This window comes from Kluyvera genomosp. 1, assembly GCF_001266615.1.
GTDB lineage: Bacteria > Pseudomonadota > Gammaproteobacteria > Enterobacterales > Enterobacteriaceae > Kluyvera > Kluyvera cryocrescens_A.
Genome location: NZ_LGHZ01000001.1, coordinates 58,907 through 85,862, shown reverse-complemented (window position 1 = coordinate 85,862; position 26,956 = coordinate 58,907). Strand labels below are relative to the sequence as shown.

The following is a 26,956-nucleotide window of genomic DNA, read 5'->3' as shown; positions in this document are numbered from 1 at the left end:
GGCCTGCGAGTTAAGGACGAGCGAATTATCAAACCATCATTACTGTTTTCTACCCATTGCAGGAACCAGCGAGAAAGCCATAAACAAGAGGCTACTAATCAGCAAAAAAGCATCAGAAAATGCCATTGTTTGCGCTTCATGGATCATCATCTGACCCAGTAATTTTGTTGCTGCCAGTAGTCCATTGGTATCATCACTTCCTCCCTGAGTGAAAACAGAGGTGTAACTGGCAATGAACTCATCGACAGTTTGTGGCCCGGACACAATCTTCTCCCCAATTCTTTGGTAATGAAAGTTAGTCCGGTTATTGAGAATCGTCCCACACAGGGCAATTCCGATAGCGCCACCAAGATTACGCGTCAGGTTAAATACTCCCGATGCCAGCTTCAGTCGTTCTTTTGGTATACCCCCTAGGGTTAACGTTACGATTGGTGCCATTGCAAATTGCTGTGAAACGCCCCTGACAGCCTGCGGTAGCAGTAATTCTTGCCATCCCCACTGAGAGGTTATTGGCGTGAACAGAAACATAGAAAACGCAAATCCACCCAGTCCAGCCATCAGCAACCATTGCAGGTTTATTCTTTTACTCAAATATAAATAAAGCGGTACTGACACGATTTGAAATATCCCGGTCGTGCATACTGCCAGGCCAATATCCATCGCACTAAACCCTCTGACCTGACCCAAAAATACCGGGGTCAGGTAAACGGTTGAGAATATCCCTACACCTCCGGCAAAAGAGAAAAAACAGCCCAGCGAAAAGTTTTTATCCCTGAAAGCATAAAGATCCATAATAGGATTCGATATTGTCAGAGTGCGTGTCGCAAATAAGAGCGCACTCACCAGCGTTAGACCTGATGTCACTATAATCGTACTGTCGTCAAACCATCCCCACCTTGCCCCTTCCTCAAGAGAGTACTCCAGGCATCCCAGCATAAGCGCAAGTAAAGCAATGCCCAGATAATCTGCACCTTTAAGGAGTGACAGGTTGGGTTTATCAATATCCACCAGCAAAGGAATGCTCATCACCAGATAAAGACCCGGCAATACATTGATATAAAAAAGCCAGCGCCATTCAAGATTATCGGTAATCCATCCTCCCAGGGTTGGCCCAAGCGTTGGAGATAACGATGCCAGCGCGCTGACAACGGCGGCAGCTAACCCCAACTCTTTGCCCTGGTAATAAATAAAGGCAGTGGTAAAGACCAACGGGATCATCGATGCTCCAGCGGCTCCCTGCAAAGCGCGGAACACAATCATGCTCTGTATATTCCACGCCAAAGCACAGGCAACGCTCATTACGGTAAAAACCCCGGCAGAAAGCGTAAAAAGCCAGCGGGTTGAAAATACCCGAGACAGCCACCCTGAGAGAGGGATAATAATGATTTCCGCAATCAGGTAGCTGGTCTGAATCCATGCCATCTCATCTTTGCCTGCTGAGAGACCGCCGCCGATTTCATTAAGTGAGGCCGAGACAATCTGAATATCAAGCTGAGCAATAAACAGCCCAATACACATACTGGCGAAGGCGATATGTTTTCGCATAGTGGCCCCCATTAGTGTCGCTCGTTGACGCTAACGGTCACTGAAAGTCCGGGGCGAAGGATGCGCGCCAGTTCATCAGCTTGATCAATAGCAATGCGCACCGGAACGCGCTGCACAATTTTAGTAAAGTTGCCGGTGGCATTTTCTACAGGGATCAGGCTAAAACTCGATCCTGTTGCCGGTGCTAGACTTTCGACATATCCGTGAAAAACTTTGCCGTGTAGGACATCTGCTCGTATCTCCGCTTTCATCCCGGGTTTCATCCCGGCAATCTGGCTCTCCTTAAAATTCGCATCTATCCATAGTCCGCTAACCGGTACAACGGAGGCTAACTGCGTGCCTCCCGCCACCCAGCTACCGTCACGCGCGCGACGGTTCGCAACAATACCCGTTATAGGGGCTCGGACAACTGTGTATTCCAGATCGAGCAAGGCCCGGTCGAGCGCCGACTTCTCCTCTCTGAGGTTTGCTCTGGCGGCTTCCAGTTCGGCAGATAACATTGTCAAACGCTGTTTCTCAGTCTGGTAATCATTCGCCGCTTTGCGTTCTCTGGCTACCATTCGTTGATTATCAAGCCGTGCGTTATCTTTGATTTGTTGAGAAATGGCCGCCGACTTTGCCAACAGTTCGTAACGCTGGCTGTCTTTCGAACTCTTTAGCGCGTCGAATTTTTCTGCCTGCCAGGCTTCACCGGCACTCGCGATGACCGATTGTTGCATCGTGATACTGGCACGAATACTGTCTACATTGGCTATGCTCCTCGATACTTTTGCCTGGGATTGGGCAACAGCGGCGCGATAATCCCGGTCATCAAGAGTAAGGATAATTTCACCAGCTTTAACGAGCTGATTGTCGCCAACCTCAATCCGCGAGATATAACCCGAGACTTTACTGGCCACCACGGTGATATTCCCCCCAACATAGGCATCATCCGTTGATTGTATAAAACGACAATTTATTAACCACCATCCGTAAATAATCGCGCAAACGACCAGACAAATTATTCCCACTGTGCAGGTAAAGTGTCTTTTAAAAAAAATCATCATTAATGACCGTCACTCAGGTTGTCTAAATACCGTGCATCCTGCTGAGGTTGCACAACCGTGGCAGAAAAATTAACATGTCTTTTTTGATAATTAATGCCAATAAACATATCCAAAATGACAATCACGCTACAGCCAGAAGCACTCCCGGGACATCACATCATCGGACTGGAGTCTGAACATCTGAACGGTGGGATAGTACCGTGGCATAAGCACATCTATGCCCAACTGCTCTATCCTGCGGAAGGCGTCGTACGGGTGTGGGCGGGTGGTAGCGTCTGGATGGTCCACGCCAGCTGTGCACTCTGGCTGCCGCCAGAGATGCCGCATAAATTTGTCGCGACAGGCAACGTGTTGCTTAAAACTATTCTGATCAATGAGGCACAGAGCAAAATAGTCGGAAATCGGTGTTTCATGACCGGGATTTCACCGCTTTTAAGGGAATTGCTGATTGCGATAAACCAACTGACGCATCAGCAACAAAATAGTCCTGACAGTGAACAGCAGCAGCGTTTTTCTGCCTTAGAGACATTAATTTTGCAGGAAATAAAAGCCGGTGGGAAACTCTCTCTGGAACTTCCATGGCCACGGGATATGCGCCTCCAGTCGCTGTGCGAAGAGTTAATGAGTCATCCAGGATATCTGCCCACGTTGGATAACCTGGCCGATAAAGTCAGCGTCAGTAGTCGCACGCTTATGCGTATCTTCGTCAAGGAAACTGGCCTGACATTTCGCCACTGGATCCAACAAATGCATGTCATCAGCGCGGTCTCATTGCTCAAAGAGGGAGGCTCTGTGGCGAAAATAGCTCGCCATTTAGGCTATGCCTCAGCGGAGTCGTTCGGAAATATGTTTAAACGCAGGACAGGTTATTCCCCTGGTAAATATAGTACCTCGATAAAGTAAGAGATGTTATGACGTTTTTATAGAAATCCTACGTCCGCTCTTCGCTCACTGCTGACCTTAGGCTTAGTTAGCTTGTCCGTTCAGTGCCAGAAGCAGGCATTGCTGGTTCACTACCATAATAATCATTGAGAGCATCTCATCGTATGCTGCATTGGTACCAAAACCACCAGTGTATTCAGATCTAAGTTGACGTTTTTTCGATGTTCTAAGATGGTTTAATCATTGGTCATTATTGATAACTGACCATTGCTATCTTTAAATGGTTTCAAAAAAATTCATAGTTTCTACAGACGGTAAAAAAGTCGGTATGCAGGCAGTGATGTTTTTATTTATGCTTATAAAACAATGTCCTTGTAGGCATGTGCATAATCAAGCACTAGTTAACCACTTTCTGCTTCAACAACCACCGATAATGGCGCTCTAGATGGCGCCATTGTTTCTTTGTTAACCCTAATCAACGATCTTCGCCAATGAGAATGCCGCACCGCTTCAGCACTATTTGAAGCGGATTATTACGGGCCTTCTATCCGATTTTTACCGGTATTTTTGGCCTGATACAGTTTTTCATCTGCGAGTTTTAATATTTGCGTCACGGAATGTTCTGCGGAACGTTTTGCGATGCCTGCGCTGAACGTCACGTGTAGAGCAGGTTCCCGCCATTCTCTTATCGACACCATTTTTAACCAGGTATTAATCATTTGATAGACATACTCTTCATCTTCACCCGTATAGATGACGCATAACTCTTCACCGCCAAATCGATAAATATGATGTTCGTCACCGATAACCTGTCTGCCTATTTTGCTCACGGTACGTAAGACGTTATCTCCCACATCGTGACCATAGGTGTCATTGATTCTTTTGAAGTTATCAATGTCGATAATGGCCAGATAAAAAATCTGATTGCTTGCGATGAGGTTATTGATGTCATTATCAAACTTTCTGCGATTGAAAAGCTTAGTTAACCCATCCGTTGTGGATTCATAGACGGCCTGTTCGAGACTCTTCTTGCTTTCCCGGATGTTCTCATAAATAGAACTGATTGTTATTTTATCTTTTTTGGGATCGATGCCATTGATACCCATATAAAGGCGTGAAATGATCTGCTCCATATATAATTTGGCTAAGAAAACCATAATCATATAAAAGATTAAACACGATAAGGTCACCATCCAGAAAGTCTGCTTTGCCGCGCTGGTGATATTATCATAGTCACTTTGGTTGACAATGGTGAAAGCAAACCAGTCGGGATTCATGTAGGTTTTGTAGAAGACGAAAACCTTTTCTTTTTTATCATAGAACTCACCTTCAACATTTGATGCCTGTTCGATCCATGAATCAGGTACTCTTTTTCTGAGTATTTCAACTTTGTTTTCACTGAGGACGACTTCACCGGTTGATGAGGTGATAAGAAATTTACCATGATAAGGCGGTGTTTTATTATTAATGGTGGAGCTAATGGACTTTAAATCCAGGTCAAATGCAATATTTCCAATAAGTTCTGAGTGCTTATTGAAAAGATTCATGCTGGCTGTAATCGATTTTTTATTGGCTTTAGACGCGCCGTTTGCATCCTCAATAACCGAGGTGTAAGGATCTGAATAGCTGATGAAATCTTTTGCCCCTGTTAATGGGAACCAGGGTCTTGAACGCGGTGAGAATGCATTCAGGTCAAGATTCGGATATGTTCTGTATTGGTCATGGGTATTGCTAATGATTACGTTGCTAAAAAACACCGTAGAATCAGTAATGGCAGGGATGACGGTGTTTAAATCGGTTGGCTCACCTTTCAAATATTTATCAATGTCAATTTCATCAATGTTTGAAGATAGACTTCTAAACATTAATTTTATCTCATTCAACGGCGTTTCAATATTGGCCTTTGATGCATTGGTGGTAAACCGAGACATCGCTACTTTAAAGTCATTTTTACTGTTCGAATCAATATAAAAGTAGGTGTAAGAACTGATGACGATAAAAGGTATTAACAGTATGAAAAACAAGCAAGCTATCGTTTTATTTGTATTGTAGCTTTTCATGCTTATTGCACCAATAAAGACATTTCATTTAGTGCGGTTATGTTATCACTAAAGCATCGAATAATCAGTAATCACACATTGAAATTATTTCATTTGGTTATTTCTTGAGCATGGCTAGCGACAAGTCTTTCACCTGTTCGTGTCTATCCGTAACCCCATCCAGGCACTGATATCCACGTGCAGATGCGTTCTTAAGGCGCAAGCGAACGAGGGGTTACGAAATTTTCCGGCAAAGGAATTTATCTTTAATGACGCCATCAAAGAAACGTCCTTTAGATTTGACGCTGTCGCTCAAAAAGGTTTCGTAAGTTTTTGGCGATACGCCAACATATTGGTAAATACCTAAGACAAAGAATTCTATCTCGAGAGTTTTCGTTTTTATATCGTAACCAATTGATTTTATACGTGATGATGATACGTCGTGACGCTGCATTATGATCTTATTACTCCCTTCATCTTTTTGAGTCGCTGACGGGCTAACTCAGCTTTAGGGTTATCTTAACGCTTACTGAAGGATCATCTATAGTTTTCCTGTCGCCTTATTTGGAGAATCGGCATGCGCAACCCCACCTTATTACAATGTTTTCATTGGTATTACCCCACAGGCGGCGAATTATGGCCGGAAGTGGCGGCGCTCGCCCCGAACCTGAATGAAATTGGTATCAATATGATTTGGCTGCCGCCAGCCAGCAAGGGGGCGTCCGGTGGCTATTCTGTCGGCTATGACAGCTACGATCTGTTTGACCTGGGTGAGTTTGATCAAAAAGGCACCGTGGCCACGAAATACGGCGATAAAGCGCAGCTGCTGGAGGCGATTCATGCGCTACAACAGCATAAAATTGCGGTGTTGATGGACGTTGTGGTCAACCATAAGATGGGCGCGGATGAAAAAGAGCAGGTCCGCGTACAGCGGGTCAATGCGGAAGATCGCACGCAGATTGATGAAGAGATCATTGAGTGTGAAGCATGGACTCGCTACGTTTTTCCCGCGCGAGAGGGAAAATATTCCCAGTTTATCTGGGATTACAAATGCTTCAGCGGTATTGATCATATTGAAAATCCAGATGAGGACGGCATCTTCAAAATTGTTAACGACTATACCGGTGAAGGCTGGAACGATCAGGTCGATGATGAAATGGGCAATTTCGATTACCTGATGGGTGAAAATATCGATTTTCGCAACCACGCGGTAACCGAAGAGTTGAAGTACTGGGCGCGCTGGATGCTGGAGCAAACCCATTGCGACGGCTTTCGTCTGGACGCGGTGAAGCACATTCCAGCATGGTTTTACAAAGAGTGGATTGAGCACGTCCAGGAGGTCGCGGAACAGCCGTTGTTTATTGTCGCGGAGTATTGGTCGCATGAAGTGGACAAACTGCAACAGTACATTGCGCAGGTGGAAGGGAAGACAATGCTGTTCGACGCCCCTTTACAGCTAAAATTCCACGAAGCCTCTCGGATGGGACGCGACTATGACATGCGGCAGATTTTCACCGGCACGCTGGTGGAGGCCGATCCTTTCCACGCGGTGACGCTGGTGGCCAACCACGATACCCAGCCGCTGCAGGCGTTGGAAGCGCCGGTGGAAGCCTGGTTCAAGCCGCTGGCCTATGCGCTGATTCTGCTGCGTGAAAATGGCGTGCCGTCGGTGTTTTATCCCGATCTCTTCGGCGCTCATTATGAAGATAAAGGGCGTGACGGCGAGACCTATACGATTGATATGCCGGTGATTGAACAGTTGCACGAGCTGATTGATGCACGCCAGCGGTTTGCTCACGGGCTCCAAACGTTATGGTTTGATCACCCGAACTGCATCGCCTTTAGCCGTAGTGGTACCGATGAGATGCCAGGCTGCGTCGTCATGCTATCAAACGGCGATGAGGGCCAAAAAACGCTGACGCTGGGCGAGAATTACGGCAATAAACGCTGGCGGGATTTTCTCAACAATCGACAGGAGATCGTCGAAACCGGCAGCGCGGGGGATGCTGTCTTTACCTGCAATGGCGGCAGCGTCAGCGTATGGGTAATAGAGGATGTTCTCTAGGGCCATACGGCACTGCGGCCAGCGTGGCTGGCCGCAAACCCGCTTATGCACCAAATGCGCCATCAATGGTGTGCATCGCTCCGGTGACAAAAGAGGCTTCCGGCCCGGCAAGCCAGGCTACCATGCCAGCCACTTCTTCCGGCCTGCCATGGCGTTTCACGGCCATAAAGCTGTGCATGAGTTCTTTTAGCGGCCCCGCTTCGGGGTTGGCATCGGTGTCGATAGGGCCGGGCTGCACAATATTAACGGTGATCCCGAGTGGGCCAAAATCACGCGCCAGGCCGCGCCCAAGCCCTTGTAGTGCGGATTTACTCACGGCATACGCCGCAAGGCCGGGAAGGGGCATGCGATCGCCGTTAACCGAGCCGATGACAATAATACGCCCGCCGGGAGGCATTTTTCGTGCCGCTTCCACCGCCGCGTGATAAGGGGCATGAATATTAATGCGAAACAGGCGATCAACCTCATCACTGTCTAATTCACGCGCGTCGCCAAACAAGATGATTCCGGCATTGATCACCAGAATATCCAGCGGCCCGCTCTCGCTTACCACGTTGATTATTGCGTCGCGATCGGCGCTGTCGGCCAGCACGGCCGTACTCCCGGTTTCTTGCGCCAGCTGTAATGCAGCGTCACGGGAACCGGCGTAGCTGAAAATAACCGAAGCACCGTCAGAGGCAAAGCGGCGAACGATAGCGGCGCCAATACCGCGGCTACCCCCTAAAACCAATACAGATTTGTTCTTGAATACAGCCATAAGAGAACTCCTGATGAGAGTGTAGTGAGGCTACCCGATGCTTCGGCAGTGTGACCGCCAGCAAGGAGTATAGTTGTCGCGATAGCAGACTGGGGGCTGAAGGTGGAGGGCCGTCAGGCAACAAAATCCCCAAATCTTGCCATCACTATCCATCTCCATGAATAATCAGGCTTCAATAGTGATAGCAGGAACAGACCTCAATGAATCAGTTGCTGGCGATGCGGGTTTTTGTCCGCGTGGTGGAAACCGGCTCCTTTAGCCAGGCAGCAGGGCAGCTGCTGCTGCCACGCTCAACGGTGAGCAAATTGGTGACCGATCTGGAAAAACATCTGCGCATGAGCTTAATACAGCGCACAACCCGTACCGTTAGCGTGACGTCAGAAGGGCTGGAGTACTATCATCATGCGCTACGCCTCATTAATGAAATCGATGAAATCGACACCGCGGTGAGTGGGCGCAAGCTGCGACCCAGTGGGCATTTGCGTATCGATGTTCCGGTGTCATTTGCCAACGGCATGCTGATCCCCGCACTTCCTGATTTTCACCGCGAGTACCCCGATATCACCATTGCTTTGGGTATCAGCGACCGAGCCATCAATATTGTTGGCGAAGGGGTCGATTGCGTGATTCGTGCGGGTGAACTGCAGGATACATTGATGATCGCCCGCAAGATTGCCGATCTTGATTTTGTGCTCTGCGCATCACGAGAATATCTGGCGCGCCACGGCATACCGCAGTCTCCGGCTGATATCGAGCAGCATCACACCTGCGTAGGCTATTTTTATGCCACTTCGGGGAAACCGGAAATGCTGGTGCTGGAGAAAGAGGGAGTACGTTTTGAAATCGGCAACAGCCGTTTTTGTACCAACGAAGGGACCGGACTGACTAGCTTGATGTTAGCAGGACTCGGGCTCGGGCAGCATCTTCGTCGCGTGGTGCAGCCATGGCTGGACTCCGGTGAACTGGTAGAAATTTTGCCGGAATGGTCTCGGCCAGCAATCCCGTTGCATGCCATCTACCCTTCAAACCGTCACCAAAGCGCGCGGTTAAAGGTGTTTATTGACTGGGTGATGACCACTTTTCGCCAGCCATCCTAAGCGGTGCGGCAGCTTTTGCTGACGCCGGGCAATAGTGAGCATTGCCCGGCAAAGTCAAAGGACCGCCGGTATGTTGTCTACTTATCGACGTTAAAGCCCTGACTTAACAGCCCGGGCAGGACTTCGGGATAATAGACGTGATCATAATATCCCGCGACCGTTTGGCTCCAGTTTTCCCCCTCGCCGCGACCGATTTGCTGCCAGTGCGCGGTAAGCTCACGATTGTGTGTATCAATAGCCGCGTCGAGTTCCTCATCCTGATAGCGTTCTTCATGTCGGAAGGCATTAATGGGCATGCGTGGTTTGAGATGCGCCGGTTGGTCGACATAGCCAAGGGTCAGGCCGTTAATCGGGAAGGTGAGCGCGGGCAGATTAAGCAGCTCAATCACCTGCTGCGGATGATTGCGGATCCCACCAATAGGCACTACACCTAGCCCCTGTGAACGTGCTGCCAGCATTGCCGATGCCAGCGCAATCCCCACGTCCTGGCTGCCGGAGACAATGCTCTCAATGCTGGTATGCGCCAGCTGTTGCTTATCGACCGCTTCAATACCTCTGCGCGATTTATGCATATCCAGCACAAACGTCAAAAACACGGGGGCCTGCGCGACCCACGGCTGCCCGCCGGTCAACGCGGCAAGTTGGGTTCGGGTCGCGTTATCACGAGTGACAATAACCGACACCTGTTGGGAGTGCACCGACGTGGGCGCGTGCCATGCCGCACGAATGACATTATCCAGTACTTCTTCAGGAATGGCTTTATCAAGGAAACTGCGATCGCTTTGGTGGGATAGCATTAACTCAAGGGTATCGTTCATCTTTCTCTTCGTCCTGGTGGAATCATTAGCGTGAGAATGAAGATAATTGAACAGTAAAACGTTAACAACGACGAAAAATCGATAACACTATCCATCAGTATGGATAATGCGCTTGGTTATTCGGCCATGCGCATTATTCAGGGGAAAGCGGTGTGCTAAACGCAAGCGTTAATCTGTTTGGCGAATATGCCCGGTGAGGGTGAGGACAGCCACTCACCGGGTATGGGATGGCGTTAGGCCTGCTTTTTTTTGCTCGAGGATGACGATGATGAGATATCACGGCGGATGGCTGCTGGTGCATAGGGATCGCCGCTCAACGGTAGGTTATTCAGCGTTGCATCAATCTCTTCTGCCGGTACGGGATCGGAGAACCAGTATCCCTGCAAGGCGTCACAGCCGAGCCCTGAAAGAATACGTTGCTGCTCCTGCGTTTCAACGCCTTCTGCCACCACGTCCATATTCATCGAATGGGCGATATTGATGATGGTCGAGACAATTTTGATGTTTTTGCTGTTCTCGCGCATATCTTTAGTAAAGCTTTTGTCGATCTTCAGTTCACCGGCGGGCAGGTCCTGTAATGCCAGCATATTGGAGTATCCAACGCCGAAATTGTCGATAGAAATGGTTATCCCAATCCGGCAGAAATCGTTGAAGATCTGTACGCTGCGGTCGAAACCATGTAGCGCAGTGGTTTCGGCAAGCTCAATGGTCAAGCGTGTCGGCGAGATATGATGGCGCATCAGCGCATCGCAGACCTGTTCATAAAAGTTCTGCTGCTCAAACTGCACCGGTGAAATATTGAGTGATAGCGTCCAGTCATCGTGTCCGGCACGCGTCCATTTGCGCAGCTGCTCGCAGCCTTTTTCCAGTATCCAATTGCCAACCGGAATAATCAGCCCGGTGTTTTGCAACGTCGGCAGGAAAACTTCTGGCAGCAGGATCCCTTTTTTCGGATGACGCCAGCGCACCAGCGCTTCAAAACCGTAAATGCGTTTTTCTTTGACGTGATATTTCGGTTGATACCACAGTTCGAACTGACCACGTTCCAACGCCTGGGTAAGGTCTTGTAGGAAGTGGGCACCTTGCCATGTGCTGTCGAGCATCGATTCGTGGTAGAGCACCCAGCCGTTACGGCCATTATGCTTCACGTGATACATCGCGGTATCAGCGGAAAGCTTAAGTTCCTGCGGTGTTTCACCGTGTCCAGGGTAGAGACTGATCCCCACACTTAAGGAGATCTGCAAAATCTGGCCAGAGTGATAAAACGGTCGGCGGATGCTTTCGACCATGCGGGTGCAAATATCGGTGATTTCGGCTTCGTTACAGTTGGGGGCCAGCAGAATAAATTCATCGCCGCCGATCCGTGCGAGGGTCATTTTGGGCGTCAGGCAGGCGCTCATGCGGTTGGCGACCGAGACCAGCAGATTATCGCCGACGTGATGCCCCCAGGCATCATTGATAAGCTTAAAGCGGTCAAGGTCCATCAGCACCAGCGCAAACGTGCTACCCGCAAGCCTGGATTGGTGCAGGCATGCCAGCAGGCGCATATCAATTTGGCTGCGATTTGCCAGCCCGGTTAGCCCGTCGTAGCGCGCCTGTTGTTCGAGCTGCTGATTCAGGCGCTGGAGGTTTTCAGTGAGTCGGGTGGTGCGCACCTGGGAGTCGACCATTGATATCATTAGCATTAGGCCGAGTAGCAGCAGGGTGGTGACGGATACCCAGATGGATAGCCCTTCCTCACTGACCATGGCCGCGTGACCTGTCATCATATGTCCGTGACCGGTAAAGGTGGCAGCGCTCATGCCGGTATAGTGCATTGCGGCAATGGCGATGCCCATCGCCAGCGCGGCCCCGACGCGGGTCAAAAGCACGCCTTTACTATTTAAACGCAGGCTAAATGCCAGCCATAGACCGACGCAGGAGGCCACAATAGCGATAATGACCGAAGCAATAATGAGCGGAATACTCCAGGTAATCTCATCGTGCGCCATTAGCGCCGCCATACCCACGTAGTGCATGGTCACCACGCCGCTGCTCAGGAGAGCAGTCGCCACGCAAAGGCGTTTGAGCGACAACGTATTGCCTGCGACAGCAATATTAATGGCCAGCGAAGAGGCAATAATGGCGGCGAGGAGAGAAACAATCGTCAGCTCAAGATGATAGCTCATCGGCATTGGCATTTTCATCGCTAGCATGCCAATGAAATGCATCGACCAAATGCCAATGCCTAACGTTGCTCCGCCGGTTATTCGCCAGAACAGCGCCGCTTTTTTATTTGAGGCAGCAATTTTTGCCGCGCTATCAAGCGCGACAAAAGAAGCAATGAATGCCACCAGGAATGAAATACCGACTAGTATCGGGTCCCACGAAGCATGCAGCATCATGCAATCCATACCTTTTCATAAAAGATGTTCTTATTAATCTATCAGCAAATTCCGAATTTAAGCCAGAAAAATAACAATATAGATACGTTCTTTTTACATGATTAAGCAGACTGATTTAAATATTAAGCATGGCTAAATATTGATGGGGATCTACTAAGTAATATTATAGGTGGTTTTATATTGTTCTTAATTTCCATGATGTTAAGAGTTGGAATGGATGAGTGTAGCCTAGATTTTACTTTGGAAAGAGTTAATGGCTGATAAAAGCAAAACTTACACTGCTAACGGTTAAAGTGGCACAAAAAGCTAAAATGGTCTGGAAAATACACCTTCTGGTGATATAACAAAATAACACAGCAAGTGTTGGGGAAAGGTTATGTTTAAAAACATTAGCGTCCGAACGTTTATCATGGTGTTTATTCTGGCTGTTTTCCTTATAGCAGATGTGATCTGTTTAATCTTATCAAAGAATATATTCTTGCTTTCGCTGATTAATATTGTATGGGCGGCGGCATTAGCTTTCCTATGGATTTATATGACAAAATATCTTGTCACGCCAATTAACGCCGTCAAACGCAGTATTGATGAAGTTAATGATGGAAATCTGGCCGTGCGCATTCCAATATTTGGTAATAACTGCGCCGGGCGGTTAATTCCAGGAATCAATAATTTATCGAATAACATTTCAACGCTGGTGGCTGAAATTCGCTCGTCATCGGATAACGCCATGTCGATGTCGGATCAGTTGGCTAATCGCAGCGCGGAATTGTCGGTCAAAACCGAGCAGCAGTCCGCGACTTTGATGCAGACGGCAGCCAGCATGGAGCAGATTGCTGCCAGCACCAAAAATAATGCTGAACATACCCGACTGGCCAGTGAGCGTGCGGGTGAGGCCACCCAATGTGCCCGTAAAGGCGGGGCGTTGATGGGGGATGTAGCAACCAATATGCAATCTATTACCGACTGTGCCCGTCAAATGACCGAAATTATCGCCATGATTGACGGCATTGCCTTCCAGACCAATATTCTGGCGCTGAATGCGGCGGTTGAGGCGGCAAGAGCCGGCGATCACGGGAAAGGATTCTCTGTCGTGGCTGGCGAGGTGCGAAATCTAGCGCATCGTAGCGCGGAGGCGGCTAAAAATATTAAGACCTTGATTAACGTAACCAGTGAGAACGTGACTCAGGGAGCGAATATTGTGGCCGAAGCCGAGAAAAATATGCAGGAAATTGTCACCGGCTCAGGGGAATTAAGTAGCCTGATGGAGCAAATTGCGGTTTCCACGTCTGAGCAGGAAAAAGGTATCGATCAAATTACGATGGCCTTAACGGAACTGGAAACGGTCACCCAAAGTAATATTGGGGTTGTGGAGGAGTTGGCGGGTTCCTCCGATGTTCTCAAGCGGCAGGTTATTGAGTTGCAATCACGCACGCAGAGTTTCCGTATCGGTAATGAGGCACAAACGTCTGTAGCACCGCCAGCCTCGCCGCCGCTCCAGCCCGCGGTGGCCGGTAATCACGACAGGAATTTCTGGCAATCATTCTAAGGGGTGACAGACTTTTAAGCTCGGCCTCTGTGCCGGGCTTTTTTATGTCCCCCATAAGGTTTATAAGGCTTTTGCCAACAATTTCAGCGCGATGGCACGTCCTCTTATTGCTTAACAAATGCAGATGGCTAGACTATCAGGATAAATAGTTGCGACCGGAGGCGATGTGGAAGCCATAAAGGGATCTGATCTTAACGTGCCTGATGCCGTATTTGCGTGGCTGCTGGACGGGCAGGGCGGCGTGAAGCCGCTCACCGACGCGGAGTGCGTCAGCAAAGATAATCCTTGCTGGCTGCACCTGAACTACACCCATCCTGACAGTGCCCAGTGGCTGGCGAATACGCCGCTGCTGCCGAGCACCGTGCGTGACGCGTTGGCGGGAGAAAGCGTTCGTCCGCGAGTCAGTCGATTGGGCGAAGGGACGCTCATTACGCTGCGCTGTATTAACGGCAGTACCGATGAACGCCCTGACCAGCTGGTCGCTATGCGTCTATATATCGATGAGCGCATCATCATTTCTACTCGCCAGCGTAAAGTACTGGCGCTGGATGACGTGGTTAGCGATCTGCAGGAGGGCAGCGGCCCAACGGATTGTGGCTCATGGCTGGTGGATGTCTGTGATGCATTGACCGATCACGCGAGCGAATTTATTGAGCAATTGCACGATAAAATCATCGATCTGGAAGATAACCTGATGGAGCAGGAAGTACCGCCGCGTGGTTTCCTGGCGCTTTTGCGTAAACAGCTTATCGTGATGCGTCGCTACATGGCGCCGCAAAGGGATGTGTATGCCCGACTCTCCAGCGAACGCCTGTCATGGATGACCGACGATCAGCGCCGACGGATGCAGGATATTGCCGACCGTTTAGGTCGTGGGCTCGATGAAATTGATGGCTGCATTGCACGCACGGCGGTGATGACCGATGAAATTGCCCAGATGATGCAGGAGTCACTCTCCCGACGCACCTATAATATGTCACTGATGGCGATGGTGTTTTTACCGAGTACTTTCCTGACCGGGCTGTTTGGCGTTAACCTGGGTGGTATCCCGGGGGGCGGATCGCATCTGGGCTTCTCCCTCTTCTGTATTATGCTGGTATTACTCATTGGTGGTGTTACGTGGTGGTTACATCGCAGTAACTGGTTGTAAAAAATCACCTTTTTGTGCGCTTAAAGGGTGATAACGTGAATAAAATTGAGCGAGGTCAATAAACCAGCACCCCAATCGAGGCAATATCGTTCCTGCAGGTGAATGCAACGTCAAGCGATGGGCGTTGCGCTCCATATTGTCTTACTTCCTTTTTTTGAATTACTGCATAGCACAATTGATTCGTACGACGCCGGCTTTATAGAGTCGGCTTTTTTTTGCCCTTTTTCCGCTACCTCCAGTATCCACCCATCGATTATTATGTCGCATCGGCCCGCGAGATCTGCGAGGATACGCGCCTGCTGAACGTCAGCCCCTAATTCGCGAGAAAATATTGTGACCGCTTTTGCCACCCTCAATGCACTGCCAGCCTCCCAGATCGACAACCTGAACGACCTGGGCTATCTCTCCATGACCCCGGTTCAGGCGGCGTCACTGCCGGCGATCCTTGCTGGCAAAGATGTGCGCGTGCAGGCGAAAACCGGCAGCGGTAAAACGGCAGCGTTCGCTCTTGGCCTGCTGCAACACGTTGACGCCAGCTTGTTTCAGACTCAATCGCTGGTGCTGTGTCCAACGCGTGAGCTGGCAGATCAGGTCGCGGGTGAAATTCGCCGTCTGGCGCGTTTTCTGCCGAATATTAAAGTCCTGACTCTATGCGGCGGCCAGCCGTTTGGCGCGCAACGCGATTCTTTACAGCACGCGCCGCACATTATTGTCGCCACGCCAGGGCGTCTGCTTGACCACCTGCAAAAAGGCACCGTGTCTCTTGACGCGCTGCAAACGCTGGTGATGGATGAAGCCGACCGCATGCTGGATATGGGCTTTAGCGACGCCATCAACGAAGTTATCCGCTTTGCCCCCGCGTCCCGCCAGACGTTGCTCTTCTCTGCGACCTGGCCTGACGCTATTGCCGCGATCAGCGGGCGCGTGCAGCGAAATCCAGAAACGATTGAAATTGATTCCGTTGATGAACTTCCAGCGGTTGAACAGCAGTTTTTCGACGTTCCTCGCCATGGCAAAATTGCGCTGCTCCAGCAACTGCTGAGTCAGCATCAGCCGGCCTCCTGCGTGGTGTTTTGTAATACTAAAAAAGATTGTCAGGCGGTCTTTGAAGAGCTAAATGCCGCAGGGCAGAGCACTATCGCGCTGCACGGCGATCTGGAACAGCGCGACCGCGATCAGACGCTGGTGCGTTTTGCTAACGGCAGTGCCCGTATACTGGTGGCTACCGACGTCGCTGCACGCGGTCTGGACATTAAATCCCTGTCGATGGTTGTAAACTATGAGCTGGCGTGGGATCCGGAAGTGCACGTACACCGTATTGGTCGTACCGCTCGCGCAGGCAATAGCGGGCTTGCGGTTAGCTTCTGTGCACCGGAAGAGGCACAGCGCGCCAACATTTTGGCTGAAATGCTTAACATTAAGCTGAACTGGGTCCCGGCACCGGCGAAAGCACGTATCGTGCCTTTAGAGCCTGAAATGGCCACCTTGTGCATTGACGGCGGTAAGAAAGCCAAAATGCGCGCAGGCGATGTTCTCGGTGCGTTAACCGGCGATGTTGGGCTGGTTGGGGCTGATATCGGTAAGATTGATGTGCATCCGGCGCACGTATACGTTGCGGTTCGTGCGGATCTGGCGCATCAGGCATTCAAGCTGTTACAGAAAGGCAAGATTAAAGGTAAGGCGTGTCGGGCGCGTCTGCTGAAATAATACGTTGGGGTGCGTCTCAGACTATTGCCTGAGACGCCTATCGCTTTACTTCACTTCTACCACGTCCAGACGCAGATCGTTCAACTGACCGTCTTCCTCTTCTGGCTGCCAGCCCACCGGCTGTAGCGGCAGTTCTTCGCGGTCAAACGCCAGATCGCCACCGTCGACCACTTCAGAACCGTGCGTCAGCCCTTTGAAATCGAACAGGTTGATATCGCTCAGGTGTGATGGCACCACGTTCTGCATGGCGCTGAACATGGTCTCGATACGGCCTGGATAACGTTTATCCCAATCACGCAGCATGTCGGCAATCACCTGACGCTGCAGGTTCGGCTGCGAACCGCACAGGTTACAAGGAATAATCGGGAACTCTTTGGCTTGCGCAAAACGCTCGATATCTTTTTCGCGGCAGTAGGCCAGCGGACGGATAACGATATGTTTGCCGTCGTCGCTCATCAGTTTCGGCGGCATCCCTTTCATTTTTCCGCCGTAGAACATATTGAGGAACAGCGTCTGCAGGATATCGTCACGGTGGTGGCCCAGCGCGATTTTGGTCGCGCCCAGTTCGGTCGCGGTACGGTAGAGAATACCGCGGCGCAGGCGTGAGCACAGAGAGCAGGTAGTTTTGCCTTCCGGGATTTTCTCTTTCACGATGCCGTAGGTGTTTTCTTCGACAATCTTGTATTCAACGCCCAGTTTATCCAGGTACTCAGGCAGAATATGCTCTGGGAAACCCGGCTGCTTCTGGTCAAGATTTACTGCTACTAAGCTGAAGCTTATCGGTGCGCTCTTTTGCAGGTTGCTCAGAATTTCCAGCATGGTGTAGCTGTCTTTACCGCCAGAGAGACAAACCATAATGCGGTCGCCGTCTTCAATCATGTTGAAATCAGCGATGGCTTCGCCCACGTTACGGCGCAGACGCTTTTGTAACTTGTTCAGGTTATACTGTTCTTTTTTATTAATTGACTGATTTTCTTGCATTATTACCGTTCTCTGAAACCAAAAGGGGCATATTAAGGAGCTCATTATCTTTGCAGGAGATGTCGGCCATCGATCCTTGCAATCTGCTCCTCGCTAAGTCTTTCTCGCTATGCACTGTCACTTCGTACACCCGTTGCGCGTTTTAATGCCCCATCCGGTTAGCCATTAATGATGGGTTCGCTCCGGCCGTTGGCGGCCAGCAGGCAAAAGTATGCGCGTATGGTACGGATTACGGCGACGAATGCCAGCACGTTTTACAGTCGTACACCATCTGGCGTGAAGACAACGCATAAAGGAGTCGGTTTTTTGCACCTTTATGTATTTGCCCTGTACCCGAAAAAGACGATTTTGTCGGAAAGTCACCCCGCTGAATTATTTCGACATCTTTCATCCTTCTTTGATACGCATTCTTTAAGCAAATTTTAGCCTCAATGACATTAACTCGCATGAACGCAGTGATAATCGAACATGAAATCATCATATTAGAGAGTGAATTCATGAAAATTTTCTCAAAGGTTATCCCCGCGCTGTTTGCTTTTGTTATCTCTTCATCAGTGATGGCGGCTGAGCTGCCTGAGGTCATCGCTAGCGATACCACGTCAGAACTCGATAGCCTGGGCCGGATCTCCGTGAGCGGAATCAGCGGTAGCCCTGACGATGCCATTCGAGCGTTGCAGAAAAAGGCCGGGGCTATCGGTGGGGGTAAAATACGGGTGATTGCCTTAAGTACGCCAGCAGACTCCAGCCTGTGGGCAGGAAATGCGGAAGTGTATCGGTAATCACGTAACGTGCCTGTCATATCTTCCGTCGTTTTACCGCCGCTAGCTTACCGGGATAAGCATCAGTCACTGCGCTGACAATACGAGGTTCGAGTCCTCGGCGGCGGACCACTCTTTAAAGCCCGCAAATTGCTAATTTTACCCCTTCATATTCATTGTCGTGCTGAATGCATGGTCGCATAATAGCGGCCAACCTCCGCAGGTGCGGGGTTAAGTGCCAGCTTTTTCTGGCGATGAAGGATACACAATGGAAAGGCGTCACTTTCTGAAAAGTGCTGCGGCACTGTCTACGCTGGGTCTGGTTAGCCCTGTTTTTGCTAAAACGGAAACCGTCGCTAAGCTAGCAGCCGTCTCTTCCGGCAAATACCGCCGTTTTGTGATGACCCAGACCTACAGTCTGAAAGCACCAGAGGGCTCGTCCGGTAAGGTGAATTTGTGGATCCCAATCCCAGAAGATACTGCCTTCCAGCAGTTGCTGAACCTATCTTTTAGCGGTAACTACCAGAGCGCAACGCTCAATGCCAATAACCGCTATGGTGCAAAAGTGCTGTTTGTCACCTGGCCTGCGTCCAATGGCCCGCTGGAAATCAAGGTCGAGATGGCTATTGAGACCCGGGATTGGGAAGTGCTCAAGGATAATCTTCTTACCGACTGGCAGCTACCGGTGGAAGGGGCAGTGATTCCCGACGAGATTAAACCGTTCCTGCATGCCACCCCGCATATTCCGGTTGATGGCCTGGTTAAAGAGACGGCATTAAAAATCATTGGCAGTGAAAAAGCACCGCTGAAGCAGGCACGCATGATCCACGACTGGGTCAGTACCCATATGCACCGTGATGATGCGGTGATTGGTTGCGGTACCGGCGATGTTGGCGAAATCCTGAAAACCGGTAAACTCGGCGGCAAATGTACCGATATCAACTCGGTATTTGTGGCGTTGTGCCGTGCAGTGGGGATTCCGGCGCGTGAGATGTTCGGTATTCGTTTAGGTGCCAGCCGTAAACTGGATAAGTACTCGAAAAAAGCGTTCGGCAGTGCCGATGCGCAGGGTGTGGCAAAGATTAGCGGTGGCCAACATTGCCGCGCGATGTTCTGGCTGGCCGGTTTTGGCTGGATGCCAGCAGATCCGGCCGACGTGACCAAAATGCGTCTGACCGAGAAGAAAGAGAATGGCGACCCTGCAGTCACTGCGGTAAATGACTATCTGTTTGGCAACTGGGAAATGAACTGGGTGGGCTTCAACCACGCCCGTGATTTTGCGCTGTCGCCAGCCGCTGAGCAGGGTGACGTTAATAATCTGGGCTACCCGTATGCCGAAGTGGATGGCGATCCGCTGAACTTCTACGATCCTGCGCTGTTTAGTTACGATTATGTCAGCGTCGAACAGCATTAAGGGCGGCCTGCTAACCCTGCTGGCGGCGGTTGTTGCTGCCGGCGCATCGACTCTGTGCTGTATTGGGCCGCTGCTGTACCTGGTATTCGGTATTTCAGCGGCAGGGCTGGTAGGGATCCCCGGTGCCTCCTGGTTACAGATCCCGATGGTGATTGTCGCGTTAGGGTTGATGGCTCGTGGCTTCTGGCGTTTGCATCTGTCGCCAAAACCGATCTGCGTCAACGTGGTGAGCCGTCGGGTTTTGTTATGGCTGTACTGGTTGGCGGTACCGCTGGTGCTGGCATTGATAACCTATCCGTATGTTCTGCCGTGGATTTGGGAGTGGATGGAATGAAAAAAATAGCGATCCTGGCGTTATTGTTCGTGGTGCCGTTTGGCTGGGCAGCCGATAAGCAGGTCACGATTGATGTGGCCGAGATGAATTGCCCGCTGTGCGTGATTTCAATTAATCAGGCGCTACGCTCGACCGATGGTGTGATTAAGGCGAAAGCCTCATTAAAAACCCGTCAGGCGCAGGTGGTGGTGCCAGAGAATTTCGATAACCAGCGTCTGCTGTCGGCGATTGCCAAAACTGGATTCAAGGGCGAGATTCACGGAGAAAGCGCGGTGCAGTAATTTGTTCCGCGAGTAAAAAGAAACCCGCCGTTGCCAGCGGGTTCTTTTACGGGGTTAGAACTGATAGACCAGGCCCATCCCGACCACGTTGTCGGTGCTGATACCGTTATTAGCGTAGAAGCTGTCGTCGCCGTCTAACAGGTTGATCTTGTAATCCACGTAGGTGGACATGTTTTTATTGAAGTAGTAAGTCGCGCCAACATCGAGATATTTCACCAGATCTTTATCGCCGTTCACCGTCTGCGCATTTTTGATGTCGCGGGTGGTGCTGTTCAGATTTTTACCTTTAGATTGCAGGTAAGAAATTGCCGGACGGAGGCCAAAATCGAACTGGTACTGAGCGGTGACTTCAAAGTTCTGGGTCTTATCCGCGACACCATTGCTGTCGCCATACGGCGTCATATTACGAGTTTCCGAATACATAGAAGCCAGATAGATATTGTTGGCATCGTATTTCAGGCCCACGGTCCAGGCGTCGGCTTTATCGCCACCCGCCGTGGTGTCGGTACGCTGGGCGCTGGTACGGTCGGAGGAGGCGTAGGCTGCGGAAGCACTCACGCCCATGCCCAGATCGTAAGAGGTTGACATACCGAAGCCGTCGCCGTTAGCGTTACGCGTGCTGCGATCACCGTTGTTGGTACCTTCGCCGCTGCCTGGGTTTTCGTTTTTACCCTGATATTGCAGCGCAAAGTTGAGCCCATCGACCAAACCAAAGAAGTCGTTATTGCGGTAGGTGGCTACACCATTGGCACGGCTGGTCATGAAGTTATCGGCGTTTGAATAGGTATCACCACCAAATTCCGGCAGCATATCGGTCCAGCCTTCAACGTCGTACAGCACACCGTAGTTACGACCGTAATCGAATGAACCATAGTCGCCGAATTTCAAGCCTGCAAAGCCTAAACGAGTCCAGGCCTGGCTATCGCTGCTGTCAGTTGATTCAGGATTATTCGCCTGAACGTTATATTCCCACTGGCCGTAGCCGGTCAGCATGTTATTAATTTGCGTTTCACCTTTGAAACCAAAACGGACATAAGACTGGTCACCGTCTTTTTTGGAATCGCTGGAGAAATAATGCAGGCCATCAACTTTGCCATAAATGTCTAACTTATTGCCGTCTTTATTATAAATCTCAGCAGCATGCGCTGCGCCGACTGCCAGGAGGGCGGGAATGACAAGGGCCAGTGCTTTTCTGTTCATTGAAATTATTCCTTTAGTGTTTTTATATTCGCGCACTTCCACAAATAGGAAGTGAGATAATCCTAAAGGAGAGATAAGTTGGATGATAAAGGATATTTGTTACGATATAAGAAAAATCTAAAGGATGTAATTCTGATGAAATGATGATAATTCTCATGAATATATTATTATCTTTCATATAAAACAAAAATTATACAAATGAGATAAAACAGTATAAATTAGGGCGCTTATATGCCTTTTGCCACACTGTGAATAACGATTGCTGTGTGTCGTTTGTTTTAATTCCTCATTGATTAAATGATAAGCCCGAATAATAATTCGGGCTTTTTTTATACACGCAGAAAAACGTTAGCGTTTATTCCTGCGGAGTGACTTTCTCGGCTTTACCGGCCAACTGCGCAAGGAAGTCGTAGCGCTTTTGCAAGTCTGCAGCGGCATCTTTCCACAGCTGTTCAGCGACTTCAGGCTGCTGGCTGTTTAAACGGCGGAAGCGCTGCTCATTCATCAGCGTTTCGGCGAGGGCATCTGATGGCGGACGGGAGTCGAGCGCCAGCGGGATTTTCCCCTCATCGGCACGACGTGGATCAAAGCGGAACAGCGGCCAGAAACCGGTGGCGGTCAACTGACGCATCTGATCGTGACTTAACGCTAAGTCGTAACCGTGCTCTTCACAAGGGCTATAGGCGATGATAAGCGAAGGTCCTGGATAAGATTCCGCTTCCTGTATCGCTTTCACCGTCTGGTTCAGCTGCGCACCCAGCGAGATTTGCGCCACGTAAACGTGCCCGTACATCATCATGCTGACGCCCAGATCTTTGCGCGCTTTACGCTTACCGTGTTCACCGAACTTGGTCACCGCACCAAGCGGCGTCGCTTTCGAGGCCTGGCCGCCGGTGTTGGAGTAACACTGGGTATCAAGCACCAGAATATTGACGTTCTCGGTCAGGCTCATGACGTGATCCAGCCCGCCGAAACCAATATCGTAGGCCCATCCGTCGCCGCCAATCAGCCAGATTGATTTTTCAACCAGCGCGTCGGCGTCGGTTAATAGCTCTTCAGCACCTTCCACGCCGGTCAACGCAGTGCGTAAAGCGCTCACCTGTTCGCGGCGTTCTTCCGGCGTCGCGTCGGCGTGCAGCGCCTCGTTAAGCTCAGCGGGGATGTGTTCGACGAAACCGTCCAGCAGGCGCATCACGCGCTGGCGATGCTGGTCAACCGTCAAGCGGAAGCCCAGACCAAACTCGGCGTTATCTTCAAACAGCGAGTTGGCCCACGCCGGACCGCGGCCGTTGGCATCGGTGGTGTAGGGTGTCGAAGGCAGGTTACCGCCATAAATAGAAGAACAGCCGGTGGCGTTGGCAATCAACATACGGTCACCGTAAAGCTGGGTCAGCAGTTTGATATATGGCGTTTCACCACAGCCGGAGCAGGCACCGGAGTATTCAAACAGCGGCGTGATAAGCTGCGAAGTACGAATATCGATTCGCTCAAGCTTGCTGCGGTCAATTTCCGGCAGGTCGAGGAAGAAGTCATAGTTCACTTTCTCTTCTTCCACGTGCTCAAGGCGCGACATCATGTTGATCGCCTTGATTTCCTGATTCTGACGATCTTTCGCTGGGCATACCTCAACGCACAGGTTACAGCCGGTGCAATCTTCCGGGGCGACCTGCAGCACGTATTTTTGGCCGCGCATATCGCGAGACTTCACATCGAGCGAGTGCAGGGAGGCTGGTGCAGTTTCCATCGCTTCTGGAGAGACAACTTTCGCACGAATCGCCGAGTGCGGGCAGGCGGCAACGCAGTGGTTACATTGAGTACAGAGATCTTCTTTCCAGATAGGGATCTCTTCGGCAATGTTGCGTTTCTCCCAGCGTGTGGTGCCGACCGGCCAGGTACCGTCCGGCGGCAGCGCAGAGACCGGCAACGCATCGCCTAAACCCGCTAGCATCGCGGCAGTGACGGTTTTGACAAAATCAGGCGCCTCATCAGAGACCACCGGAGGGCGGCTCGGGCTGCTGGCGTTCACTGGCTGCAGCGGCACTTCAGCCAGTGATTCGCGCGCCAGCGCCAGCGCCTGCCAGTTGCGCTCAACCAGGTCCTGCCCCTTACTGCTGTAGCTTTTGGCGATAGCGTTTTGCAGCTCCATCAGGGCGCTATCGCCCGGCAGGATCTGAGTAAGATGGAAGAATGCCATCTGCATCACGGTGTTAATTCGCGCCGCCAGGCCGCATTCACGGGCGATTTTGGCGGCGTTAATGACATAGAAGCGGGCTTTCTTCTGATTCAGAACCGCCTGGACTTCCTGCGGCAGTCGCGCCCACACTTCATCGGCGCTGTACGGCGTATTCAGCAGGAAAATCCCACCAGGCTTCAGACGCTCAGCCATCTGGTACTTATCAATAAATTGCAGCTGGTGGCAGCCGACAAAATCGGCCTGTGCCACCAGATAGGCGGAGCGAATAGGGTTATCGCTGACGCGCAGGTGCGACACCGTCAGGCCGCCGGCCTTTTTAGAGTCGTAAACAAAATAGCCTTGGGCAAACCACGGCGTGGAATTACCGATAATCTTGATGTTGTTTTTGGTCGCCGAGACGCTGCCGTCGCTACCGAGACCGTAGAAAAGGGCTTCCAGCCGTGCGCTTGAGGGTAGGGTGTTTTCCGGCAGCGGCAGGGAAAGGTTGGTCACATCATCATAGATGCCGACGGTAAAGCGAGGTTTCGGTTTAGCTTGCGCCAGCTCGCTGAAAATCGCCAGCACGCAGTCGGGGCCAAACTCTTTTGACGAGAGACCATAGCGCCCGCCGATGACACGCGGCAGGGTTTCGCGTTCGCCGTGGTTGAAAGCTTCTGCCAGCGCAGTCATGATGTCGAGATACAGCGGTTCAGCCAGCGCGCCTGGTTCTTTTGTCCGGTCGAGCACGGCAACGCTACGCACGCTTTCCGGTAGCGCCTGCAGCAGATGTTGGGCCGAGAAGGGACGATACAGACGAACTTTCAGCACGCCCACTTTTTCGCCGCGGGTCAGGAGTTCGTCGACCACTTCTTCGCAAGTGCCAATCGCCGAACCCATAATCACAATCACGCGTTCGGCCTGCGGGTGACCATAATACTCAAATGGTTTATAGCGACGGCCCGTGGCGTCGGCGAAATCATTCATCGCCTGCTCAACATGGTCGTATACCGCGTCATACCACGGGTTGGTGGCTTCACGGGACTGGAAATAGGTATCCGGGTTTGCGGATGTGCCGCGGATTACCGGATGCTCTGGATTCAGCGCGCGGGCGCGATGCGCGGTGATCTCGTCCTGCGGCAGCAAGCCGCGAATGGTGTCATCGGCCAGCGGCACGATTTTATTAATCTCGTGCGACGTGCGGAAACCATCGAAGAAATGAATAAAAGGCACGCGGCTTTTAAGCGTGGCGATGTGAGAAATTAGCGCGAAGTCCTGTGCTTCCTGCACGCTACCAGCGCACAGCATGGCGCAGCCGGTTTGGCGGATGGCCATCACGTCGGAGTGATCGCCAAAAATTGACAGCGCATGAGTCGCAACGGTACGTGCAGCGACGTGCAGAACAAACGGCGTCAGCTGACCGGCCAGTTTGTAGAGCGTCGGGATCATCAGCAGGAGACCCTGCGACGAGGTAAATGAGGTGGACAGTGCACCTGTTTGCAATGCGCCGTGCACGGCGGCAATGGCGCCGGCTTCTGACTGCATTTCGACTACGCGCGGGACATCGCCCCACACGTTTTTCAGGCCATTTCCCGCCCACGCATCGGCCTGCTCGGCCATGGTAGAGCTGGGCGTTATCGGGTAAATGGCGATGACTTCGCTGGTTCGGAACGCAACAGAGGCGACCGCACCGTTACCGTCAATTGTGATCATTGATTATGACACCTTACATTGCGCAAAAAGAGGTTCGCGGGCTGACCGCCAACCGGGAATTTATCCGTTATAAACTCATCGATTTCGCCGATGGTATTGATTGAAGTTTAGCAAACCCCGCGCTGAATCATTTTTGCTTTTGTGTCCTTGAGAGGGGTCTATATCAACGTTACGAATGTTATCAGCCCATAAAAATTGCCAGAAAATGTTTCTACAGTGCATAAATGCGCGCTTCGTCTCTCGACGTGTCGGGCTGCGATGCCTATGATGCTTAGGTTTGTTCTTATTTTTGCGATTGGGAGAGAAGTGATGCGAGCTGCGTTTTTAGTCGGGTGTGCGGCGCTTTTGTTGTCCGCGTGTAGCAATGAACCTGTTCAGCAGGCGACCGCGGCGCACGTGACGCCGGGAATGAGAGCGGCAATGTCGAGTTCAGGGGATGCGAACTGCGCGATGATTGGTGGTACGCTCTCCGCCGCGCGCCAGCTTGATGGCTCCAGTATTGGTATGTGCGCGCTGCCTAACGGCAAGCGCTGCAGCGAGCAATCTCTTGCGGTCGGCAGCTGCGGAAACTACTAACCGTCAGTGCATCAAATCGGCAAGTTTGTAGATAAACGTCTGGTCAGCCGTGGCCAGCGTCAGCTGCGATTGGGTTAAATCGACCTGAGCGCCCTGGCGAAGCATGGATGCGAGGGTGGCGTCGAGTTGGTTTAGCGTCGCGTCGCGGCACAGTTTGCGGGTCATCGCCAGATCGGTCGCGGTGATTTCGCCATTGGTGACGGTCGCCATGGTGGAGAATTGATTACACAGCGTACCGGACAGATAAATTCTATTCAGCAGTGGCTGCTTTTCACCAAAGCTTAAATCCATCGGCGCATGCTCGCCTTGAATCGGCTTGCCGTTCACGCTTTCCAGGACAAAACGGTGATGCTGCAGTTGGTCGCCGCCGGTAAAGACTTTACTGTTGTAGACACAGCCAGCGAGTAGCGTTGCCGCTGCCAGCAGAATAACGATTTTCTTCATTGCACAAGACTTCTTAAATATTCATTTGGTGAATGTGTTGGAAGTCTAA

Annotated in this window: 22 protein-coding genes, 1 tRNA gene and 1 pseudogene; 12 read left to right on the top strand and 12 right to left on the bottom strand. The window is 51.0% G+C overall.

Annotated elements, in window-relative coordinates; all coding sequences use genetic code 11:
* Positions 1-39 precede the first annotated feature (39 nt).
* A complete protein-coding gene (locus KP80_RS00445) occupies positions 40-1,557 on the bottom strand; it encodes a DHA2 family efflux MFS transporter permease subunit (RefSeq protein WP_052281594.1) in 1,518 nt (505 codons plus the stop codon).
* The gene (locus KP80_RS00440; protein ID WP_052281776.1) at positions 1,557-2,588 is read right to left on the bottom strand and encodes an HlyD family secretion protein; all 1,032 of its coding nucleotides are present in this window, start codon (positions 2,586-2,588) and stop codon (positions 1,557-1,559) included. The genes KP80_RS00445 and KP80_RS00440 overlap by 1 nt, the downstream gene beginning before the upstream one ends.
* Before the next feature lie 117 nt (positions 2,589-2,705).
* Between KP80_RS00440 and KP80_RS00435 the strand changes: the two genes are divergently transcribed.
* Positions 2,706-3,494: an AraC family transcriptional regulator gene (locus KP80_RS00435; RefSeq protein ID WP_052281775.1), complete on the top strand. Its 789-nt coding sequence runs from the start codon at positions 2,706-2,708 to the stop codon at positions 3,492-3,494.
* 512 nt (positions 3,495-4,006) lie between these two features.
* Here the strand turns inward: KP80_RS00435 and KP80_RS00430 are convergent.
* On the bottom strand, positions 4,007-5,533 hold the full coding sequence (locus KP80_RS00430; RefSeq protein WP_052281593.1) for a sensor domain-containing diguanylate cyclase: 1,527 nt from the start codon (positions 5,531-5,533) through the stop codon (positions 4,007-4,009).
* 214 nt (positions 5,534-5,747) lie between these two features.
* Positions 5,748-5,966, bottom strand: coding sequence for a KTSC domain-containing protein (locus tag KP80_RS00425; RefSeq protein ID WP_052281592.1), 219 nt, complete (start codon positions 5,964-5,966; stop codon positions 5,748-5,750).
* A gap of 123 nt (positions 5,967-6,089) precedes the next feature.
* On the opposite strand from KP80_RS00425, the gene amyA reads away from it, so the two are divergent.
* Positions 6,090-7,577, top strand: a complete 1,488-nt coding sequence (gene amyA / locus KP80_RS00420) for an alpha-amylase (protein ID WP_052281591.1) — start codon at positions 6,090-6,092, stop codon at positions 7,575-7,577.
* A 43-nt stretch (positions 7,578-7,620) separates the two neighbouring features.
* On the opposite strand, the gene bdcA is transcribed toward amyA, so the two are convergent.
* Positions 7,621-8,334 (bottom strand): SDR family oxidoreductase, encoded by a 714-nt coding sequence (bdcA, locus tag KP80_RS00415; RefSeq protein WP_052281590.1) that lies wholly within the window; start codon positions 8,332-8,334, stop codon positions 7,621-7,623.
* A 200-nt stretch (positions 8,335-8,534) separates the two neighbouring features.
* On the opposite strand from bdcA, the gene KP80_RS00410 reads away from it, so the two are divergent.
* Positions 8,535-9,431, top strand: a complete 897-nt coding sequence (locus KP80_RS00410; RefSeq protein ID WP_052281589.1) for a LysR family transcriptional regulator — start codon at positions 8,535-8,537, stop codon at positions 9,429-9,431.
* Between the two features lie 77 nt (positions 9,432-9,508).
* Here the strand turns inward: KP80_RS00410 and KP80_RS00405 are convergent, their stop codons facing one another.
* Entirely contained in the window at positions 9,509-10,249 is a 741-nt protein-coding gene (locus tag KP80_RS00405) for an NADPH-dependent oxidoreductase (protein WP_052281588.1), read from the bottom strand.
* A 233-nt stretch (positions 10,250-10,482) separates the two neighbouring features.
* On the bottom strand, positions 10,483-12,633 hold the full coding sequence (locus KP80_RS00400) for a putative bifunctional diguanylate cyclase/phosphodiesterase (RefSeq protein ID WP_052281587.1): 2,151 nt from the start codon (positions 12,631-12,633) through the stop codon (positions 10,483-10,485).
* A gap of 376 nt (positions 12,634-13,009) precedes the next feature.
* Between KP80_RS00400 and KP80_RS00395 the strand changes: the two genes are divergently transcribed.
* From KP80_RS00395 to dbpA, 3 genes are all read left to right on the top strand, one after another.
* Positions 13,010-14,179, top strand: a complete 1,170-nt coding sequence (locus KP80_RS00395) for a methyl-accepting chemotaxis protein (protein WP_052281586.1) — start codon at positions 13,010-13,012, stop codon at positions 14,177-14,179.
* Between the two features lie 166 nt (positions 14,180-14,345).
* Positions 14,346-15,329 carry a zinc transporter ZntB gene (gene zntB / locus KP80_RS00390; protein WP_052281585.1) on the top strand — a complete coding sequence of 328 codons (984 nt, stop codon included), beginning with the start codon at positions 14,346-14,348 and terminating at the stop codon, positions 15,327-15,329.
* Between the two features lie 333 nt (positions 15,330-15,662).
* Positions 15,663-17,036, top strand: a complete 1,374-nt coding sequence (gene dbpA, locus KP80_RS00380) for an ATP-dependent RNA helicase DbpA (protein ID WP_052281583.1) — start codon at positions 15,663-15,665, stop codon at positions 17,034-17,036.
* A gap of 45 nt (positions 17,037-17,081) precedes the next feature.
* On the opposite strand, the gene ttcA is transcribed toward dbpA, so the two are convergent.
* On the bottom strand, positions 17,082-18,017 hold the full coding sequence (gene ttcA / locus KP80_RS00375) for a tRNA 2-thiocytidine(32) synthetase TtcA (protein WP_052281582.1): 936 nt from the start codon (positions 18,015-18,017) through the stop codon (positions 17,082-17,084).
* A gap of 145 nt (positions 18,018-18,162) precedes the next feature.
* Positions 18,163-18,299 (bottom strand): annotated as a pseudogene (locus KP80_RS23250) (site-specific integrase); the annotation flags it as partial.
* 215 nt (positions 18,300-18,514) lie between these two features.
* On the opposite strand from KP80_RS23250, the gene KP80_RS00370 reads away from it, so the two are divergent.
* The 5 genes from KP80_RS00370 (at position 18,515) to KP80_RS00355 (ending at position 20,804) form a co-directional block, all read left to right on the top strand.
* Positions 18,515-18,796 carry a DUF1471 domain-containing protein gene (locus KP80_RS00370; protein WP_052281774.1) on the top strand — a complete coding sequence of 94 codons (282 nt, stop codon included), beginning with the start codon at positions 18,515-18,517 and terminating at the stop codon, positions 18,794-18,796.
* A gap of 36 nt (positions 18,797-18,832) precedes the next feature.
* A tRNA-OTHER gene (locus KP80_RS22960) sits at positions 18,833-18,907 on the top strand.
* A gap of 136 nt (positions 18,908-19,043) precedes the next feature.
* Positions 19,044-20,189, top strand: a complete 1,146-nt coding sequence (locus KP80_RS00365) for a transglutaminase-like domain-containing protein (RefSeq protein WP_052281581.1) — start codon at positions 19,044-19,046, stop codon at positions 20,187-20,189.
* Positions 20,167-20,523: a hypothetical protein gene (locus tag KP80_RS00360; RefSeq protein ID WP_156315537.1), complete on the top strand. Its 357-nt coding sequence runs from the start codon at positions 20,167-20,169 to the stop codon at positions 20,521-20,523. The genes KP80_RS00365 and KP80_RS00360 overlap by 23 nt, the downstream gene beginning before the upstream one ends.
* Positions 20,520-20,804, top strand: coding sequence for a heavy-metal-associated domain-containing protein (locus KP80_RS00355; RefSeq protein ID WP_052281580.1), 285 nt, complete (start codon positions 20,520-20,522; stop codon positions 20,802-20,804). Before KP80_RS00360 ends, KP80_RS00355 begins: the two co-directional genes overlap by 4 nt.
* Before the next feature lie 54 nt (positions 20,805-20,858).
* Here the strand turns inward: KP80_RS00355 and ompC are convergent, their stop codons facing one another.
* Complete coding sequence (gene ompC, locus KP80_RS00350) at positions 20,859-22,004, bottom strand: porin OmpC (protein ID WP_052281579.1); 1,146 nt, start codon at positions 22,002-22,004, stop codon at positions 20,859-20,861.
* A 355-nt stretch (positions 22,005-22,359) separates the two neighbouring features.
* Positions 22,360-25,887, bottom strand: a complete 3,528-nt coding sequence (gene nifJ, locus KP80_RS00345; protein ID WP_052281578.1) for a pyruvate:ferredoxin (flavodoxin) oxidoreductase — start codon at positions 25,885-25,887, stop codon at positions 22,360-22,362.
* A 309-nt stretch (positions 25,888-26,196) separates the two neighbouring features.
* Here nifJ and KP80_RS00340 point away from each other — a divergent pair, with 309 nt between their 5' ends.
* Positions 26,197-26,463 carry a DUF333 domain-containing protein gene (locus tag KP80_RS00340; protein WP_052281772.1) on the top strand — a complete coding sequence of 89 codons (267 nt, stop codon included), beginning with the start codon at positions 26,197-26,199 and terminating at the stop codon, positions 26,461-26,463.
* A 3-nt stretch (positions 26,464-26,466) separates the two neighbouring features.
* Here the strand turns inward: KP80_RS00340 and KP80_RS00335 are convergent, their stop codons facing one another.
* Positions 26,467-26,907, bottom strand: a complete 441-nt coding sequence (locus KP80_RS00335) for an META domain-containing protein (RefSeq protein ID WP_052281577.1) — start codon at positions 26,905-26,907, stop codon at positions 26,467-26,469.
* Positions 26,908-26,956: the final 49 nt, after the last annotated feature.

Bases quoted from the DNA above. Each gene is read 5' to 3' on its own strand.
- ompC (WP_052281579.1), bottom strand. From the start codon at position 22,004: ATGAACAGAAAAGCACTGGCCCTTGTCATTCCCGCCCTCCTGGCAGTC.
- KP80_RS00410 (WP_052281589.1), top strand. From the start codon at position 8,535: ATGAATCAGTTGCTGGCGATGCGGGTTTTTGTCCGCGTGGTGGAAACC.
- KP80_RS00360 (WP_156315537.1), top strand. From the start codon at position 20,167: ATGTCAGCGTCGAACAGCATTAAGGGCGGCCTGCTAACCCTGCTGGCG.
- ttcA (WP_052281582.1), bottom strand. From the start codon at position 18,017: ATGCAAGAAAATCAGTCAATTAATAAAAAAGAACAGTATAACCTGAAC.
- KP80_RS00435 (WP_052281775.1), top strand. From the start codon at position 2,706: ATGACAATCACGCTACAGCCAGAAGCACTCCCGGGACATCACATCATC.
- KP80_RS00445 (WP_052281594.1), bottom strand. From the start codon at position 1,557: ATGGGGGCCACTATGCGAAAACATATCGCCTTCGCCAGTATGTGTATT.
- KP80_RS00440 (WP_052281776.1), bottom strand. From the start codon at position 2,588: ATGATTTTTTTTAAAAGACACTTTACCTGCACAGTGGGAATAATTTGT.
- KP80_RS00430 (WP_052281593.1), bottom strand. From the start codon at position 5,533: ATGAAAAGCTACAATACAAATAAAACGATAGCTTGCTTGTTTTTCATA.
- bdcA (WP_052281590.1), bottom strand. From the start codon at position 8,334: ATGGCTGTATTCAAGAACAAATCTGTATTGGTTTTAGGGGGTAGCCGC.
- KP80_RS00365 (WP_052281581.1), top strand. From the start codon at position 19,044: ATGGAAAGGCGTCACTTTCTGAAAAGTGCTGCGGCACTGTCTACGCTG.
- KP80_RS00395 (WP_052281586.1), top strand. From the start codon at position 13,010: ATGTTTAAAAACATTAGCGTCCGAACGTTTATCATGGTGTTTATTCTG.
- KP80_RS00400 (WP_052281587.1), bottom strand. From the start codon at position 12,633: ATGATGCTGCATGCTTCGTGGGACCCGATACTAGTCGGTATTTCATTC.
- KP80_RS00425 (WP_052281592.1), bottom strand. From the start codon at position 5,966: ATGCAGCGTCACGACGTATCATCATCACGTATAAAATCAATTGGTTAC.
- KP80_RS00340 (WP_052281772.1), top strand. From the start codon at position 26,197: ATGCGAGCTGCGTTTTTAGTCGGGTGTGCGGCGCTTTTGTTGTCCGCG.
- KP80_RS00355 (WP_052281580.1), top strand. From the start codon at position 20,520: ATGAAAAAAATAGCGATCCTGGCGTTATTGTTCGTGGTGCCGTTTGGC.
- amyA (WP_052281591.1), top strand. From the start codon at position 6,090: ATGCGCAACCCCACCTTATTACAATGTTTTCATTGGTATTACCCCACA.
- KP80_RS00335 (WP_052281577.1), bottom strand. From the start codon at position 26,907: ATGAAGAAAATCGTTATTCTGCTGGCAGCGGCAACGCTACTCGCTGGC.
- KP80_RS00370 (WP_052281774.1), top strand. From the start codon at position 18,515: ATGAAAATTTTCTCAAAGGTTATCCCCGCGCTGTTTGCTTTTGTTATC.
- KP80_RS00405 (WP_052281588.1), bottom strand. From the start codon at position 10,249: ATGAACGATACCCTTGAGTTAATGCTATCCCACCAAAGCGATCGCAGT.
- nifJ (WP_052281578.1), bottom strand. From the start codon at position 25,887: ATGATCACAATTGACGGTAACGGTGCGGTCGCCTCTGTTGCGTTCCGA.